General features: G+C 43.9%; 16 protein-coding genes. 10 read left to right on the top strand and 6 right to left on the bottom strand.

What is annotated here, in order from left to right:
- Positions 1-200: 200 nt before the first annotated feature.
- From FC51_RS02975 to FC51_RS02950, 6 genes are all read left to right on the top strand, one after another.
- Complete coding sequence (locus FC51_RS02975) at positions 201-1,097, top strand: ABC transporter ATP-binding protein (RefSeq protein ID WP_057909836.1); 897 nt, start codon at positions 201-203, stop codon at positions 1,095-1,097.
- Positions 1,090-2,313 carry an ABC transporter permease gene (locus tag FC51_RS02970; RefSeq protein ID WP_057909837.1) on the top strand — a complete coding sequence of 408 codons (1,224 nt, stop codon included), beginning with the start codon at positions 1,090-1,092 and terminating at the stop codon, positions 2,311-2,313. The genes FC51_RS02975 and FC51_RS02970 overlap by 8 nt, the downstream gene beginning before the upstream one ends.
- A 132-nt stretch (positions 2,314-2,445) precedes the next feature.
- Entirely contained in the window at positions 2,446-3,309 is an 864-nt protein-coding gene (locus FC51_RS02965) for a hypothetical protein (RefSeq protein ID WP_057909838.1), read from the top strand.
- A 33-nt stretch (positions 3,310-3,342) separates the two neighbouring features.
- Complete coding sequence (locus FC51_RS02960; protein WP_057909839.1) at positions 3,343-3,867, top strand: hypothetical protein; 525 nt, start codon at positions 3,343-3,345, stop codon at positions 3,865-3,867.
- A 24-nt stretch (positions 3,868-3,891) separates the two neighbouring features.
- The gene (locus FC51_RS02955) at positions 3,892-4,677 is read left to right on the top strand and encodes a DUF6612 family protein (protein ID WP_057909840.1); all 786 of its coding nucleotides are present in this window, start codon (positions 3,892-3,894) and stop codon (positions 4,675-4,677) included.
- A gap of 154 nt (positions 4,678-4,831) precedes the next feature.
- The gene (locus FC51_RS02950) at positions 4,832-6,133 is read left to right on the top strand and encodes a D-serine ammonia-lyase (RefSeq protein WP_057909841.1); all 1,302 of its coding nucleotides are present in this window, start codon (positions 4,832-4,834) and stop codon (positions 6,131-6,133) included.
- 78 nt (positions 6,134-6,211) lie between these two features.
- Here FC51_RS02950 and FC51_RS02945 read toward each other — a convergent pair whose 3' ends face one another.
- The 4 genes from FC51_RS02945 to FC51_RS02930 all read right to left on the bottom strand — a co-directional run bounded on the left by FC51_RS02945 (position 6,212) and on the right by FC51_RS02930 (position 10,005).
- Positions 6,212-7,384: an MFS transporter gene (locus FC51_RS02945; protein WP_057909842.1), complete on the bottom strand. Its 1,173-nt coding sequence runs from the start codon at positions 7,382-7,384 to the stop codon at positions 6,212-6,214.
- Positions 7,385-7,615: 231 nt separating this feature from the next.
- A complete protein-coding gene (locus tag FC51_RS02940) occupies positions 7,616-7,810 on the bottom strand; it encodes a hypothetical protein (RefSeq protein ID WP_057909843.1) in 195 nt (64 codons plus the stop codon).
- 29 nt (positions 7,811-7,839) lie between these two features.
- Positions 7,840-8,973, bottom strand: a complete 1,134-nt coding sequence (locus FC51_RS02935; RefSeq protein ID WP_057909844.1) for a vitamin B12 independent methionine synthase — start codon at positions 8,971-8,973, stop codon at positions 7,840-7,842.
- 354 nt (positions 8,974-9,327) lie between these two features.
- Positions 9,328-10,005 (bottom strand): YoaK family protein, encoded by a 678-nt coding sequence (locus tag FC51_RS02930; RefSeq protein ID WP_057909845.1) that lies wholly within the window; start codon positions 10,003-10,005, stop codon positions 9,328-9,330.
- A 219-nt stretch (positions 10,006-10,224) separates the two neighbouring features.
- Here FC51_RS02930 and FC51_RS02925 point away from each other — a divergent pair, with 219 nt between their 5' ends.
- Genes FC51_RS02925 through FC51_RS02910 form a run of 4 tightly spaced genes read left to right on the top strand, consistent with a single transcriptional unit; the run spans position 10,225 to position 13,560 of the window.
- Positions 10,225-11,088 (top strand): PfkB family carbohydrate kinase, encoded by an 864-nt coding sequence (locus FC51_RS02925; RefSeq protein ID WP_057909846.1) that lies wholly within the window; start codon positions 10,225-10,227, stop codon positions 11,086-11,088.
- 3 nt (positions 11,089-11,091) lie between these two features.
- Complete coding sequence (locus FC51_RS02920; RefSeq protein WP_057909894.1) at positions 11,092-11,679, top strand: TIGR01440 family protein; 588 nt, start codon at positions 11,092-11,094, stop codon at positions 11,677-11,679.
- A complete protein-coding gene (locus FC51_RS02915) occupies positions 11,679-12,191 on the top strand; it encodes an ECF transporter S component (protein ID WP_057909847.1) in 513 nt (170 codons plus the stop codon). The genes FC51_RS02920 and FC51_RS02915 overlap by 1 nt, the downstream gene beginning before the upstream one ends.
- A 43-nt stretch (positions 12,192-12,234) precedes the next feature.
- Entirely contained in the window at positions 12,235-13,560 is a 1,326-nt protein-coding gene (locus tag FC51_RS02910) for a C1 family peptidase (protein WP_057909848.1), read from the top strand.
- Between the two features lie 54 nt (positions 13,561-13,614).
- On the opposite strand, the gene FC51_RS02905 is transcribed toward FC51_RS02910, so the two are convergent.
- Positions 13,615-15,405, bottom strand: coding sequence for a glycerophosphoryl diester phosphodiesterase membrane domain-containing protein (locus tag FC51_RS02905; protein ID WP_057909849.1), 1,791 nt, complete (start codon positions 15,403-15,405; stop codon positions 13,615-13,617).
- A gap of 687 nt (positions 15,406-16,092) precedes the next feature.
- Entirely contained in the window at positions 16,093-16,647 is a 555-nt protein-coding gene (locus FC51_RS02900; protein ID WP_171031852.1) for a putative periplasmic lipoprotein, read from the bottom strand.
- Positions 16,648-16,700: the final 53 nt, after the last annotated feature.

Genomic DNA, 16,700 nt, shown 5'->3' with positions numbered 1-16,700 from the left:
ACAGAGAAAATATTAGCAAAAACTTATGAATTATATTTGAACAAAATTTGAATTAAAATATTATGAGTCATCATTGAAAATTATTAATGTTGCCAAATTCCAATAGGACTAACGATGGTAACGGATTCAGCGATAAATCAAATTATTTTTAAAAAGTTTCACGTATGGTATGATAAGCGATAACAAAGGAGGCTACTTGCATGCTTACAATCGACCATCTCCACAAACAATTTGGTAGTGTCGAAGCCCTCAACGACGTGAGTTTTAATGTTCCGGACGGACAGATTACCGGGTTGATCGGCCAAAACGGATCCGGCAAATCGACGACTTTTCACAGTATTCTCAACTTTTTAAAATATGATGGTGAGATTCGCTGGAATGGCCAGCCCATTTCAGAAGCTGACTTTGATTCAATTGGTTATCTGCCAGAAGAACGCAGCTTGATGCCCAAGCTGACAATTGAACAGCAAATTGTTTATTTGGCACGATTAAAAAATCAGCCTGCCAAAGTGATTCGGCCCCAGATTGACGATTGGTTGAAGAAGTTTGCGGTTAAGGGCAAGAAGTCTGACAAGATTAAAGATCTCTCAAAAGGAAATCAACAGAAAGTTCAGCTCATCGTGACGCTGATTCATCGGCCCAAATTGATTATTTTAGATGAGCCCTTTAGCGGATTGGATCCGGTGAATGCGGATTTGTTAAAACAAGCAATTCTTGAGGCCCGTGACCTTGGCGCAGCCATTATTTTTTCCAGTCATGATATGGGAAATGTCGAAGCCGTTTGTGATCGACTCGTCATGCTTCGGACGGGTGAAATGGTTTTAAATGGAACGATCAGCGAAGTCCGCGACCAGTTTGGTAAATCAGAAATTTATGTCACAACCGACTGGACTTCTGATCAATTACGTCAACTACCGCACGTTACCATGGTTCAAAATATTCGTGGCAAACGATTTTTATTGCGGGTAGATGATCCCAGTGCGGGGCCTGAAGTGTTCGAAAAGTTGACAGCGGGTCGATATATTGAAGAATTCAGTCAGCAGCCACCAACACTGGATGAAATTTTCAGAATGAAAGTGGGGATGACCAATGAATAAAACATTAATTGTCGCCATGGAAACCTACCTTAGACAGGTCAAGTCCTGGAGTTTTATCGTGTTGGTGCTGTCGCCGTTCATTTTGCTGGCGATTTCGCTTGGAATTGGTTACACCAGTGCAACCTCCAGTTCGGATCAACAGCGGATTGCGGTCGTTTCAGATAACCCAACATTACGCCAACAATTTATTAAAGCAAATCGGGATGACGTTAAAACGACTGTAACAACAACGGCAGCGGCTCAAAAGGCCGTTAACGACAACAAGCTTGCCGGCTACTTGGTATTGTCCTCTGATAAGCGCCAAGTGACCGGGACCTATCATTCGACTGATTCACTGGGCGGCGGCATGAAAACAAAAATTAACGTATTCCTTTCGCAAACCCAGCAGCAACTTAATTTAGCCAATGCCAAGTTAAGTGCCAAGCAGATGAAGTCGTTAGCAGTGCAGCCGTCATTTAAAGCGCAAATCAAGAAGTCTGATAGTGGCGCCAATTTTGCCAAGATTGCGTCATTTTGGATTCTGGTCTTCATGATTTACATGATTTTAGTTACTTATTCGTCAGTGACTGCCCAGGAAATTGCGTCAGAGAAGGGGACCAAAGTGATGGAGATTATCTTTTCCAGTACCAAAGCCTCTAAATATTTTGTTGGCAAAATTTTGGGCGTCTTTGGTGTCATTTTGACACAGATTCTTGTATACCTTGTCGGGGGTTACGGCTTCTTTCAGATTGCCATGCATCTTGACAACATCAAAACGATCATCGTTGATAACCGGTCATTGGTGAACGCGATTATCGGCAATATGTTAAACGTCAACCTGTTATTTGTCTTCTTAGGGGTCATTATCTACACGATTATTTCGGCGTTCAGCGGGGCGCTGGTTGCCAAAGCAGAGGATGCACCCAAGGCGGCCCAGCCGGCAATTTATTTGAGTATGATTGCCTTCTTCTTGACGATGCCGTTTCAAAGTAATTCTGACGCCTTAATTGCCAAAATTTTGTCTTACGTTCCGTTTTTCTCTTCTTATTTTATGCCGATGAGAATTATTAACGACAACGCCAGTGGGATGGAGATTTCAATTTCCTTAGCCATCTTAGTTGTCAGCATTGGGTTATTGACCTGGTACATTGGCCAGATCTATGAAGGCTTGATTTTACAGACCGATGATACGTCATTTTGGAAACGACTACGCAGAGGATTGAGCTATCAGAAGTAAATAAGTTAACAATTTGAAAAAAATGCCTGCTAAAAAATTAGCGGGCATTTTTACGTATATAATTAACATAGGCCATATTTTAGGGATGTTTTCTGATATAATTAATTGGCTAGTACATAGGAGGAAAACACAATGAAAAAGTTATTATTACTCGCGTTGATGACGGTTGGGTTTGTGGCCGCAACGAGTCTTCCAGTTTCAGGAAACACCAATTTGATTGCGACAGCGAATACCGCAGCGACTGCTTCATCGACTTATGTTTGGACGAAAGTCCTCAGTCGTAATCATGCGGTGGCGTACCATGCCAAGTCCAATAGTCCGGTATATTTGTGGAATGCTACCCACACCAAGCGACTGCATAATCTCAAGAATTACCCCAATACAACTTGGTACGTTAAAAATAGTGTCGTGATGCAAAATGGGACCAAAAAGCACGTTTACTATGAAGTTTATAACTATGGGAATGCCTCAGATGGCTTCATTTGGCGGGGTTATTTAACCAAGGGTGTTAATCCCTCACAGAACGCGGCTTCCAAGTCGATTGTGAATCTTTCGTCTGAACGCTCGTTACAGTTCTTCCAGGATAATTTGACGACGCTGGCGAGTTTGCCGCAGTCCCAGTTTCAAAAGTTGATCAGTGATCAGGTGGCTGCCAATTTGACTAAAGATGTCTCAGATCAAAAGCTGGATGCGATGGCTAAAATTTTAGCTACTCAGGATGTCAGCACCCGAGATGCCGCCGAAAAAGCGGGGATTTCCAATCCCAAGACCACCAGCTTTACGGTCAAACAGGTAGATCCCAAGACAATGACGGGGTACTACGCTTTTTGGGCAAAGCATAAAACAACAAATGCACTGAAATATTACGCTTCTATTATTTCCAGCCACGTTTCCAGTGCGGCGGATAGTTCTGTGAATGGTCACTATGGCTTATATGTCGTACCTGATAAAACTGCCAAGTCCTGGAAGCCGGAAGTAATGATTGTGGTGGACTAAGTGAATTAATCAATTGGAGTAGGAGGGACTGGTTTGCTGGATAACTTAAAATTACGCCGATCCACTTATATTATCTTTATTTTATGGGGGATGGCCGCATTTTTTGTGGCTTCTTCAATTTTTAAGAGCCAGGCAATCAAGATCTCTTTTTCAATTAATGATGGCCGTTTGCTTGCAGGACTGCTGAGAGGCGGATTACTGTTATTGGTATACGTTGTTTTCACCGTTTTCTCTTCAAGATTAGCCATCGCGATTCCCGGCTTTCTTTACTTCGGCATTCTTGGATCTTATCTTTGGCAGTTAACCCTCGTGACCCTTAGCCGTAATTGGCGGGGAATTGCCATTGACCTGTTATTTATCATGAGTTACATTATTTTGATATATTGTGCGACAATGATGGCGTTTCAGATTATTCAGGTCACACGAAAGAAGAAGTCTCATTACTATTTTTCGAAATGGGCAACGGCCGTTAAGCGAGTTTTGCGTGCGCATTGGTTGTCTTTGACAGTTGTGACAGGCGCTTATGTTGTGCTGTGGTCTGTATTTAGCTTGGTTTAATGAATTTATTCAAGGAGAAATATGATGAAGAAGATAACAATTGCTTTTGTAGCAGTTCTTGGACTTTTACTGACGGGGTGCTCATCACATCAATCAAATAAGACCAAACCGACTGAAGCCGTGAAGGTGGTTAATCAGGCGCAAAAGGCTGCCAAGAAACTGAAGTCTGGCAACGTTGTTTTGGTAACCAAAAATACCCAAAATAATAAAACGAACACGGGAAAAATCACGGCCAAATTTCATTTAAAGCCGATGGTTGTTCAAGCTAAGTTAAATAATGTCAGTGGTTTGGTCAAAAATTACGACTACTTCATTGAGGGGCGGACCGTTTATATTCACGCTGATAATAATTGGTCCAAGCAGGTCTTGCCAAAGAATAGTCCATTGATTAAAAGTGTCCGCCGCCAAATGACTGCCAGTGCAACTGTCAGGGCGATGGATTATTTAAAAAATGACCTCAAGCTGCAGAAGACCAAAACATCAGATGTTCTGTCTTATACTGGGGCTGGCAAACTGGGCTCGATGGTTGCCAAGAAGATCATTTTGGCGGAAGCCAACCATAGTGAAAGCACAAAAAATGCCCTTCAGAACGTTAAGATTACGAAGTTTACCTATAAGTACACGTTAGACAACAAGACGCACTTGCCACAGAGCACTTTTATTTATATGCAGTATCAGGATAAAAAGTCTAAGAAGTCAATTTCTGAACAAATTGATGGAACTTATACCAACGTTAACCGCGTTAAGGTGTTTAAGGTGCCCGAAAACATTAAAAATAACGCTCCAAGTGCCAATCAAGTCAATGAGTAACCTATCATGGAGATGATAAGTTTTATTTGTATTTAATGTGACGCGGAATTGCCAGCATGGTTAAACCTTGGTAAAGGTTGTCGGGTCAGTCAATCAGCGTTATTGATTAGGGCTACAATATGACCAGCAATTAAATTTTAGGAGATAACCGGATATGGATAATACACAGACCTTGACCGACCAGTATCCACAAGTAAAAGAAATGATGGCTAAAAAGCCGATTTTTTGGAAGAATCCAGACTATGGGAAATCTGCTGACCTCCCTTTTTCTAAAGAAGAGATATTTGATGCAGTTGCCCGCTGGGATCGTTTTGCGCCCTTCATTGAGGCGGCCTTTCCCGAAACTGCTAATATGCATGGCATCATTGAGTCGCCACTGATTAGATTGGACAAGATGAAGCAGTTATTTAATCAGGATCATCAAACGGCTATCGCTGGCAGCCTTTTTTTGAAGGCCGATAGTCAACTGCCAATCTCTGGATCAATTAAATCCCGTGGTGGTATCTATGAAGTGCTGAAATTTGCTGAACACGTGGCTTTGACAAAGGGCGACCTCAAGCCGACTGATAACTATGCAATTTTACGATCACCCAAGTATAAGCAACTTTTTGCCCAGTATGGTGTCATGGTTGCCTCAACGGGGAATTTGGCGTTAAGCGTCGGGATTGCGGCCTCAACATTTGGTTTCAAGACAACCGTTTATATGTCGCGGGATGCCAAGGAATGGAAAAAGGCCAAGTTAAGGGCTAGTGGTGTGAATGTCGTTGAGTTGGACACTGATTTTTCATCTGTTATTCCAAAGGCCCGGGAAGCCGCGGCCAAAGATGATCAGATTCATTTCATTGACGACGAGGGGTCCCGAGACCTGTTCATTGGTTATGCAGTCGCGGGTGTTCGCCTGAAAAAACAACTTGATGATTTAAATATTAAAGTCGATCAGAACCATCCGGTTGTTGTTTATTTACCAGCCGGCGTTGGCGGAAGCCCAAGTGGCGTTACGTTTGGGCTGAAAACAATTATTGGCGAAAATATTCATGCCATTTTCTGTGAGCCGACCCACGTGCCGTCAGTGACTTTGGGGATGATGACCAAGCTGAACAACGAGATTTCAGTCTTTGATATTGGCTTAGATGGCAAGACTGCTGCCGATGGTTTGGCCGTTGGAAGGCCCTCTCGAATTGCCGGCAAAGTTATGCGAACCCTTTTATTTGGCAGCACGACTTTCCAAGACCCCACAATTTACAAATACGAGGCCCAGTTAATGGATACCGAGCATATAACCGTTGAACCATCAGCTGCTGCAGGCTTTACCGCCATTGAACGGGCAATTACAGAAGTGCCTGATTTCAATTCGGAAAACGCCACTCATATTGTTTGGGCAACTGGCGGCAGTATGATGCCAGAAAGCGAACGCCGTGTTGACCATGCTAAAGGAGAAGCACTCCTAAAATCGTAAAGTCATTGTTAATTAAAAACTCAAATCAAAAAGGATGGTCCAAGAAATCGCTTGTGTACGACTTCTTGAACCATCCTTTTAGTTTGCAAAATTCAATTTGAATTTATTTAAGATTAATAAAAGTAAAATGATGCAGCCGATAATACCAAATCCCATGGAAAACGTCCAAGTTTGAACCAGCCAGCCAATGAGTGGGAATAAGACAATCATTGAAGCTGAAAACAAAACGCTCGCAACGCTCAGCAGGGTTGCCCGCTGCTCTGAGTCAATGAGTTCATTGTAATAACTGCTAAAAATTGGCTCAATTAAGGCGCCCAGTAATTGCGAGGTTAAAAACAGGACGGTCAATCCCGGAATCCAGTTAAACCAGCTCAGTAGTAATAAGCAGACGAGCGCAGCGCTTAAACTCATGACCAGAGTTGATTTTGACAATCGTTTTTGGATCCAGGGAGTCAATTTGATTCCGATTATATCCATTCCCGCTGAGATGACCATCAGTAGTGAAATGAGGGTGCCAGAGAAATGGTGCGTTTCCATTAACGATTGAAAGTAGAAAAAATAACTGGTACAGACACCGTCAAAGAGCGCCTGAAAGCCCATCAAGCCACGAAGTTGACGGTTGTTTTTTAAGGTGCGATAGGCCATGATTACAATTGTCCGGATGGTTTGTTCCGGGGTCTCCACTGATTTGGGAATCCTAGGCTCTTGCATTAACAAAACGGTAATCAAGCCAAATACACCAATTATAATTGCTACAACGTAGGTCAGCTCAAAGTGCCAGTGAACCAGAAAGCCGGCAATAACGACTCCGGAGGTTTGGGAAAATTCAATGGCGACATTGAGATTACTAATCACTTTTGGGAATCTATCAGTAAGCTTTGGTGCCACCAACGAGTCATACATCAACGCGTCAATCGTCCCTGATTGGAGGTTGTAAGAAAGCGCGCTAAGGACAAAACTTAACGCAAACAGCCAAAAACTATCGGCCATCAAAATAATAACCGCTGATAAAATCGCTGCGATTCTGCCCCAAAACAGGGAAAAGCGATACGAAAATCGATCCGCCAAGACACCTGACGGAACTTCGAAGAGAAAGCTGGCCACGTGAAAGATACTCTCACAAAGACCAATTTCAACGAGGGTTAATCCTTGCATCTGAAGGTAGATGACCCACAGTGAAGTAATCCCAAAGAAAGAAAAAAATGTGTATGTGTAGCCTTTCGCGATGGTACTTGGATATTTGTTTTTCATGATAACGCACTCCAGTTACGGTGAGCACGGCCAGACGGGGTATTTAGTACCGGTCCGTTTGGTAGCGTGCCAAGTTTCGACTATGACTGAAGTGCGTTGAATTCTATAATGCTGTGTTGCAGACTAATCCAAGCCAGCATGTTGATCATTCCTTTTTTACTGAAAGATATTGGTAAAAGTATATGCCTTATTGATCCAGCCGACAACAACGGACAGCTTGAAGGGACCTGATCATTTTTTCTTAAAATCCAACAAGCCGCTCATTCCCAAGACAATCCCCACAAATGTGAAGAACGTCCCGGTTTTAAATCCGGATAAGGCATCAATTGCTAGGCCAAAGCCCAGTCCGAGGGCCAGCCCAAGCCAATGGGTCTCGTGATTATAAACGGTCTGTGTCCGATTGCTTTTTTGCGTAGATTTATCCATGAGAATCCCTCTTTTCGGATATGAGCAGCTTAATCGACGTTCCAAACTTCTTCGGCAATGTCTCGAACGAGCTTTAACTTAGCCCACTGTTCCTGCTCGGTCAGCTTATTGCCTTCCTCAGTTGAAGCAAAGCCGCACTGAGTTGAAAGTGCAAGGTTTTCAAGTGGTACTTTGGCACTGGCTTGGTTGATACGATTAATGACGGCATCTTTATCCTCTAATTTTGGTGCCTTGGACGTAATTAATCCCAGAACAATCCGCTTGTTCTTGTCGCCATTCCAGATCCTATCAAGTGGCGTGAAGTCACCGGCCCGCTCGCTGTCGTACTCAAGAAAAAGGCCGTTGTAATTTAGCTGACCGAGGTAGTCGGCAATCCCATCGTAGCCGCCGGAAAATAGAAAGGTTGATTTGAAGTTTCCCCGACAAATGTGAGTCGTCACGGTTAAATCGGCAGGTAAGTCTTCAAGAAGTTGATTGATGACTTTGACGGAGTCTTCAGCCAACTTGATATATTTGGCATGGGCATCCGGATCATCGGCGGTTTCGTGGAGCTTGCTAATTAGAAATGCCCAGGTGGTGTCGTCGAGTTGAATGTAGCGGGCACCAAGTTCGTAGAAATGCAAAATGGTTTCGTGGTATGCCTTGGCAACGTCGGCTAAATATTGATCCCAGGTGTCATAGAACTTTGGCCAGTTATCGCTGCGGTTGTCGCGGAAGAGCATGGTTGGTGAAGGGATGGTTTGCTTTGGTGTGATCCCGTCTGGTGTAATTGATTGAAGAAACTGGAAGCTTTCAAAAAATGGGTGGTCGGGGTTGAAGGCCACCTTGCCGGATAATTCGGCATTATCGGTACGGGTCTTGCTGCCATGGAATTTGTAGCTCTTATGGTAGTCATATTTATCAACGCCGGTTAATCCCCAAAGAAAATCAAGGTGCCACCAACTACGGTTAAACTCGCCGTCAGTGATGTCCTTGAGTCCAAGGTCAACTTGTTTGGCAACAATTTTCCTGGTTTCGTTGTGTTGGACTTGTTGAAGCTCGGCGGCAGTAATTTGGCCGGCTTTAAATTTGGCGTGGGCATCCTTGAGGGTTTGTGTTCTTAATAAGCTCCCAACAACATCATAACGATACGGAAATTTAGTTTGAACGATTGAATTTGTCATTTGAAGATCCTCCTAAAATTTGGCAAAGTTTCACTTACGAAAAAAGCATTCGTCCCCTGACTGTCATATTGACAATCAAGGGACGAATGCTCGCGTTACCACCCTTATTCGCGTTGCTTTTGCAAACAACGCCTCAACGGTACCCATTGATACCCGGGAAGTTAACGGTTCCTACCGATTATTCCGCGTGAACGGAACAATGCCCTTTGGAGCTCATCTTCACCGTCATTTCGATACCTGCTCTCATCTGCCAGGCTTTCTGAAATCGATCCGAGTGGCTACTCTTCTCCTCATAGCTTGATATTTCGTAAGTTTTCTAATTGCTTTTTAATTTAACTCAAATTCAATGGGATGTCAATTAATTGTTGGCTGATGATGTGTTCGTTTGAAGTCGATATAGATAATCGCCAGTAAAACCACATTGATGATAATTGCGGCCGCAAAGACTTTATCACCAGCCGCATGGAGAACGTAGGCACTGAAGACGATCCCCAAAATAAACATCAAGATACCACTGAGAAACCTGCCGGCTTTGATCATCGCCGTCCGATCATGGCTGAAGATCCCCTCATAAACGTTGTTGGAAAAATTCTTCAAGTTTCCGGTCATGATCCCGTTATTGACGCTGGTACTGCCGATTTTGTTAAAGACGGTCAGTTCATAGCCCGAAAATAGGCCGAGGCAAAAGAGCATCGTCAGCATCGATAAATGGTTCAGGGTCGACAAGCCTAAAAGTCCAAGAAACAGAATGCTGAAGAGCAAAAAGACGTTAAAGCGCCGATCCGTATCGAGCTTAATGTGTTTACAGGCTTGAGAGATAAACGCCCCAAGTAAAAATCCCAGCAATACCGGCACGCGAATATAGGCCGTATGCCATCCCTTGGTTGCCCATTCATAGGCAAAGACCACCAGATTTCCGGTCTGGGCGCTCACAAATGAGCCGTGAAAATTTTGAAAGGTATAAGCATCAATGGACCCCATAATAAATGTTTGCGCCAGGGTCGTCAGACTATTTTTAGTGGAAAAGTTCATGATAATCACGCTTTCCTAATTTCTCTATGTCATTACAGGTCTACTATAACAGAGTTATCGGCGAGTTCGACACTAAAAAGAAACTGTCCATTGTTTCTTTGAAAATTCTTGTTATACTTAAACTACTTTTGATGAGAACTTGTTACATTTAATGTGTAAGCTACTAACTTTTAGATCGTTAATAGGGTACAATGTTTGTAACGCATCATGACTGGAAGGATGATGATTATCAAGTCGAGTATACTAATTGCCGAAGATTTTTCTGCGGTTGGTCGACTGTCGGCAACCGCTGCGCTTGCGATTTTGTCGGCTTTTGGCAGTCAGACCGCCACGTTACCGACAGAGATTTTATCTACTCAGACGGAGGGGTTTGGTCGGCCAACCACTCTGACCACCGATGGCTTTTTGAGGCGAGCAACCGGTCACTGGAATGGGCTGGATGATTTGATATTCAAGTCAGCGATCGTCGGCTACGTCGGAAAATCCAGTACAGCTGACTTGTTGTACGACTACTGTTCAAAATCGAATTTAACGACGCTGCTAATTGATCCGGTTTTAGGTGACCGGGGACAGATGTACGAAGGCTTTGACGATGCCTACCTGGCAAGCATCAAACACCTGGTGGAAGTCGCCACGTTGATGACGCCAAATATCACGGAACTGAGTTTATTAAGCGGTGAAAAATTGGTATCTGACGCCGATGACGATCGACTAGTTCACGCCATCAAAAAGTGTCAAGAGAAGACCCAGTCTAAGGCGCGGGTGATTGTGACCGGCGTTTTGCGAGATGAAGGCATTGGTTGTGTTTATATGCGTGATGGTCAGCTCAAATGGGTTGGGTCGAAATGGCTTCATGGTCACTTTTATGGAACTGGCGACGTATTTTCGGCACTCCTGATTGGTTACTTAAACCTCAACTTGGATTTTGATATGGCGATTCAAAAGTCGATTGATGGTGTCTATGAGGCAGTTCGGTTAACCAGTAAAGCACCAACCATTCAGCACAAATTTGGGTTGAATTTAACCAAAACATTGTATGATGTCGCAAAGTTTACGTTAGGACAAGCAGGGGAAGAAGTGTAAATGATGGATATAGCAACGGTCAAACATGATTTATCAGATGTCTTAACTGAGTATTTTGACAAGGTTCAGTTTCCAAAAAACGGACTTTTTGTCGTTGGCTGCAGTACCAGCGCCATTTCGGGTGATTGGTTGGGAACTAACTCCCGATTGGATATTGGCAAGGCTGTCGTTTCAACGTTGGAGGAATTTTTACTTCCCAGAAATCTTCACTGGGCGATTCAAGGCTGCGAGCACATTAACCGGGCACTTCTGGTTGAACGATCAGTTGCTGAGCAGCACAATCTGGAAATTGTGTCGGTTGTCCCGGCCATCCACGCAGGCGGCGGCACTCAAGTTGCAGCCTACGAGAGGATGGATGATCCGGTTGAAGTTGAGCACATCACCGCATTTGGCGGAATTGATATTGGTGGCACGGAGATTGGGATGCATGTCAAATACGTTCAGATTCCGGTTAGAATGACCAATAAAAAGGTCGGGGCGGCTAACGTGGTTTGCCTATCATCACGGCCTAAACTGATTGGTGGTCAGCGGGCAATGTATGATTTTACGGCAGCAAATAAAGAAGATTATGTATTGGGAGGACAGCAATAATGGATCGAAAAAGTGTTGGAGGAAAGGTCAGCAGTGACATTTTTAAGGTGGTACTGACGGCCATGTTTATCGCGGTTACCGTCGCAATCAGCCGGTTCTTCATTATTCCGGTTCCCATGACTCACGGAAATATCAATCTGTGTGATGCGGGAATCTTTATTAGTGCTATTTTATTAGGACCAAAAGTTGGTGGCGTTGTCGGTGGGGCCAGTGGATTCTTGCTGGATCTGATTTCCGGATACGGTCAGTACATGTGGTTTTCACTCATTGTCCATGGCGCAGAAGGCTTGATTGTTGGCTTAATTGCGGGTAAGAACGCCGATCGCAAATGGACCAAACTCATCGCGGTGTCGGTTGGAATTGCCATTATGGTGGTGGGCTACTTTGTGGCCGATTCGGTGCTCTACAATCTGTATGCCGGCTACATCGGGATAGGTACTAATTTGATTCAAGGATTGGTTGGGGCTTTGATCGCATATTTGGTCACGCCAAAATTAAAGAAACGAATTTAACTGCAAAATGATCAATCATTTTTTGTGAGGAGGGATGTCTACAATGACAGAAGATAACCATCAATTAACAACAGAAGATATAACCCAGTTACATCAAGAATTTAAGGATGCACCAAAAAGCGACGTCCTTTCTAAAATCATTACCCAAAACGGCATTAATCAAGCGGCCCAGGATCCAGAGGCCCAAGTTCGATTAAACCCGGTGTTCTCAGTCGATTTACAAACCGGAACGGTGACCAATCAAAAACAAAGTGGCCGTTGCTGGTTATTTTCGCTGGTGAATACGTTACGCCATCAATTTGCCAAGAAGTATCAGGTTAAGGATTTTAATTTATCGCAGAAGTATTTATTTTTCTGGGACAAAATTGAACGGGCGAATATCTTTTATGACCGGATGATTGCCACAGCCAGTCGACCAGCCGATGACCGAGAAGTTGAAGCTTATTTGAGCTTTCCCGGCGATGACGGTGGCCAGTGGGCCATGGCAGCTGCCCTGGTTCAAAAGTATGGCGTCGTGCCGGTGAGCGATTTTCCAGAAACCGCCAATGTTGAGAATACCGGGGCCTTTGACACGGTAATGAACCGCAAGCTCCGGATTGACGCCGCCAAGCTCCGTGAGATGATTCACGATGGCAAATCCGATGACGAAATTAATGCGGCTCGAAAACAAATGTTAAGCGCCGTGTATCGAATCACGGCCTACTCCTTTGGGGAGCCACCCACGACAGTTGATTTTGCTTATCGAGATGATGACAAAAAGTACCACAAAATTTCGGGTTTATCCCCCAAAGCGTTTTACGATCAATACTTTGGCGTTGACCTTGACGATTATGTGGTGGTGTCGAATTCACCGGAAAAAGCCTACAACAAGCTCTATTCACTGCCGAGCCAAAACAACGTGGCTGGCGGAAAACAAATCGAATTTTTAAATTTACCCATGAGTACGCTCAAACAAGCCACCATTGCCCAGCTTAAAGACGGTGAAACGGTGTGGTTTGGAAACGATGTCCTCGAGCAAATGGACCGCAAAAAAGGGCTTTTGGATAGCCACTTGTACCGCTATTCAGAACTATTTGATACCGATTTAGAAATGGACAAAGCAACCCGGTTGAAGTATCATCAAGCCGCAGTATCTCATGCCATGACCTTTACTGGTGTCGACTTAAACGGTGATACACCGACCAAATGGAAAGTTGAAAATTCCTGGGGCGACAAGAACGGAGAAAAAGGTTACTTTACCATGAACGACGATTGGATGGATGATTATGTCTATGAGGTGGTTGTCCACAAAAAGTACCTGTCAGAGGATCAGCAGGCATTGCTTGAACAAGCACCAATCGAATTGCCGGCTTGGGATTCCTTGGCCTAATTTCCGTAAATACTAAAAAAGAACCTCGGCTGGGGTTCTTTTTTAGTATTCGGGTTAATTATTAACATCTTGTAATTCATTGGAGTAAATGAGTAAACGTTGCGCATACGACGGGTGGTCAAAGGTTGAACGAATGGTGGCCTTCAATTCTGTTAAATTGTCGGTGATAATTCCGTCAACATTTAGAAATAACATCCGTGTCATGTGCGGCTGGTCGTCAACGGTCCAAGCGTACACTTGTTGGCGATGAAGATGCGCCTCGCCGACAAATTGCTGATTAAGCGTGGTTTCTTCCATGGTGTAGGCATTGGCTTTCGTTTCAGGAAACGAAAAATTGTAAGGTAAGATATAGCTGACGAATAATCGAGGGGCGTGCTTTTTGAGCCCCATAATGACGTGATAGTCCAGTGAATGGACGTGATCATGGTCTCGTAAAAGCCGTTTTTCATACCGATTGATAAATAATTGCAACATGTTCTTGCTATCATAAGAAGTGGTTTTGATTTCAACCAATAATTTTTGATGGTCGTGTTCTGCAGCCTTTAAGTACGCGTCAAAGCTCGGGATATAAGCTTGATGGCCATTCTCACGGGCCTTTAGCTTGGTAATTTGGCCCAACGTTAACTGATAAGGAGCAGCGTTGACGCCGGTTAATTTAGCCAAATTTTCATCGTGCATGACGACGAACTGGTGATCTTTGGTTTCATGAAGGTCCATTTCAACGTAATCGGGCTTTTCCCGGCTGGTTCGGTTGAGGGCTGGAATGGTGTTTTGAACGCCGTTTCCGTCATCAACGCCCCGGTGGGAAATGGTGACCGGTTGGCTGAACAAAGCGCCTTTAAGGTAAACGACATTATAAGAAATTCCGGCGAATAAGAACAACCCGATTAAAATTGCCCCAACCCAGCGTCTTTTAACCCGACTCTTTTTCGGCAAACGTGTCAGTAAGGTGTTTCGCTTCCAGTGTGATTGATCCAACACCATTAGCAAAATCAGCATGAAAACAACCATGCTAAACGAGGCGACAAGTCGTTGCCAGACAGTGAGTAGGCCCATATTCGTAACCGCACCAATAAAGGCAACCAGTTTGGATTGCGTATCCAGAAATTTTTGGAGGAAGTAAAGGCCATATGAAACGATGGCTGTTGAAAGAAAGCTGATAATGCCAAGTAGGAAAATTCGCCAGAGATACTGCCAGCCGTTGTGGCGGGTTAACTGCCAACTATTTCGAGCGGCTTGAAAGCCCCGTTGTTGGTGAATAATCATGAGTGGCAACACCTGGATCAATCTAAGTCCAAGGTAAAAGATCAGTAGACCAAGCACGGCAAGGAGAATTGCGATCAGTGGATTTTTTTCAAGATCATCGAGGATAAAGACCGGAATGGTGGCTTTTGCCAGCAACGGAGAATTCAGGTACACAAATGAGAGTGGCAGAATTAAAATAAAGTAGCCGATAAAGAATAAAAAGCTGCCGATTCGAAGACGTCGCATGTTTGAAAGCGCGCTTTTGCAAACTTGCCAAAGCGTCATGTTCTGCTGAAGGGCAATATTGTCAATCCCATAAAGGATGAAGGCAAATTGCCAAAAGACCAATGCAAAAATGGCAATTAATAATAGCAGGAGTTCGAGGATTGCAAGTGGTTTTTGCGTGAGCAGCCAGACGGCATTCGTATATGAAATGTAAGGTACACCATTTGATTTTAAAATCACACTTGTCATGAATTCCATGATTGGAACGACAATTATACTCAATAAAAGGTTAATGACGATGAGCAAACTGACGTAGGCACCCCAATTGTGAAAGAAAGTTCGCGTAGCGTTTCTTAAAAGCTTTTGATCCTTCATATTTCAATTATCTCCTCTTTGAATAGACGATTTCATGATATCATAGTGAGGAATCGTGCGCGTAAAAAAAGCCGGGAGCATTGTGCTCTCGGCTGAAGTATTCGATTCAATAATGCGCCGACGACCGCAAACGGAGTGTAGCGTTTAGTCCTGTGGGCGACGACCGCAAACAAAGTGCAGCGTCTAGTAGTTAAACGGTTTGCTCCGCACTAAACGTGCTCCACGAACCAACTTTCTCCGCTTAATCCAATCACCACTTTTGACGCGATAACGCGTCAAAACTGATGATTCAATTAATGCTCCGACGACCGCAAACGAAGTGCAGCGTCTAGTAGTTAAACGGTTTGCTCCGCACTAAACGTGCTGTGCAAACCAACTTTCTCCGCTTAATCCAATCACCACTTTCGACGCGATAACGNCACTAAACGTGCTCCACGAACCAACTTTCTCCGCTTAATCCAATCACCACTTTTGACGCGATAACGCGTCAAAACTGATGATTCAATTAATGCTCCGACGACCGCAAACGAAGTGCAGCGTCTAGTAGTTAAACGGTTTGCTCCGCACTAAACGTGCTGTGCAAACCAACTTTCTCCGCTTAATCCAATCACCACTTTCGACGCGATAACGCGTCAAAACTGATGATTCAATTAATGCTCGAAAGTTAAACGGTTTGCTCCGCACTCTCTAATTTTTCGGCGTTACCCATACCTGTGTTGCCGGGTCGTCATCCAGATTGCGGACGACCTTATAGCCGGTCACACTCAAGTTTGCATCGTGGTTCTTGCCAGACACGGTATCCTTTACCGAAACGGTTTGGTGCATCGGGATATCTGACAATTTCCCCTTCATATAGATAACTGGATTGTTGTCCGAGTTATTTTTAAACGCGTACTTCAGTGTTCCTTGCTTATCCAAATCATTAGCCTTCTTGGCTTGATCATAAGTCTTATACATTTTATTAACGCTATAAATCGTGACAGTGTGGTTCTTGCGATTAAATCTGTAAGCATCAATTCCCGACTTGCTCTTATAATTGATCGAGCCGTTCATGTACCATAGATTCTTATTTGAAGTCAGCACTTCCTTTGCAGACTTGTGTTGAACCGCGTTTTGCATGCTGGCCTTACTGCTGTCATTTTTTGAAGTTCCTTTGTTTGAGGAACTGCTGCAGCCTGCCAATACCAGTGCAAAGCTTGCAACGACCACTAAAATAGCGGCTAATGATTTGCTTTTTTTCATGTCCATAATCACCTCATATGTTGAAATTATCACATAACACTGGCAAAATCTAG

The sequence above is a fragment of the Lentilactobacillus parabuchneri DSM 5707 = NBRC 107865 genome (genome assembly GCF_001435315.1).
GTDB lineage: Bacteria > Bacillota > Bacilli > Lactobacillales > Lactobacillaceae > Lentilactobacillus > Lentilactobacillus parabuchneri.
The sequence above is the reverse complement of the archived record's forward strand: the minus strand, read 5'-3'. Positions and strand labels throughout refer to the sequence as shown.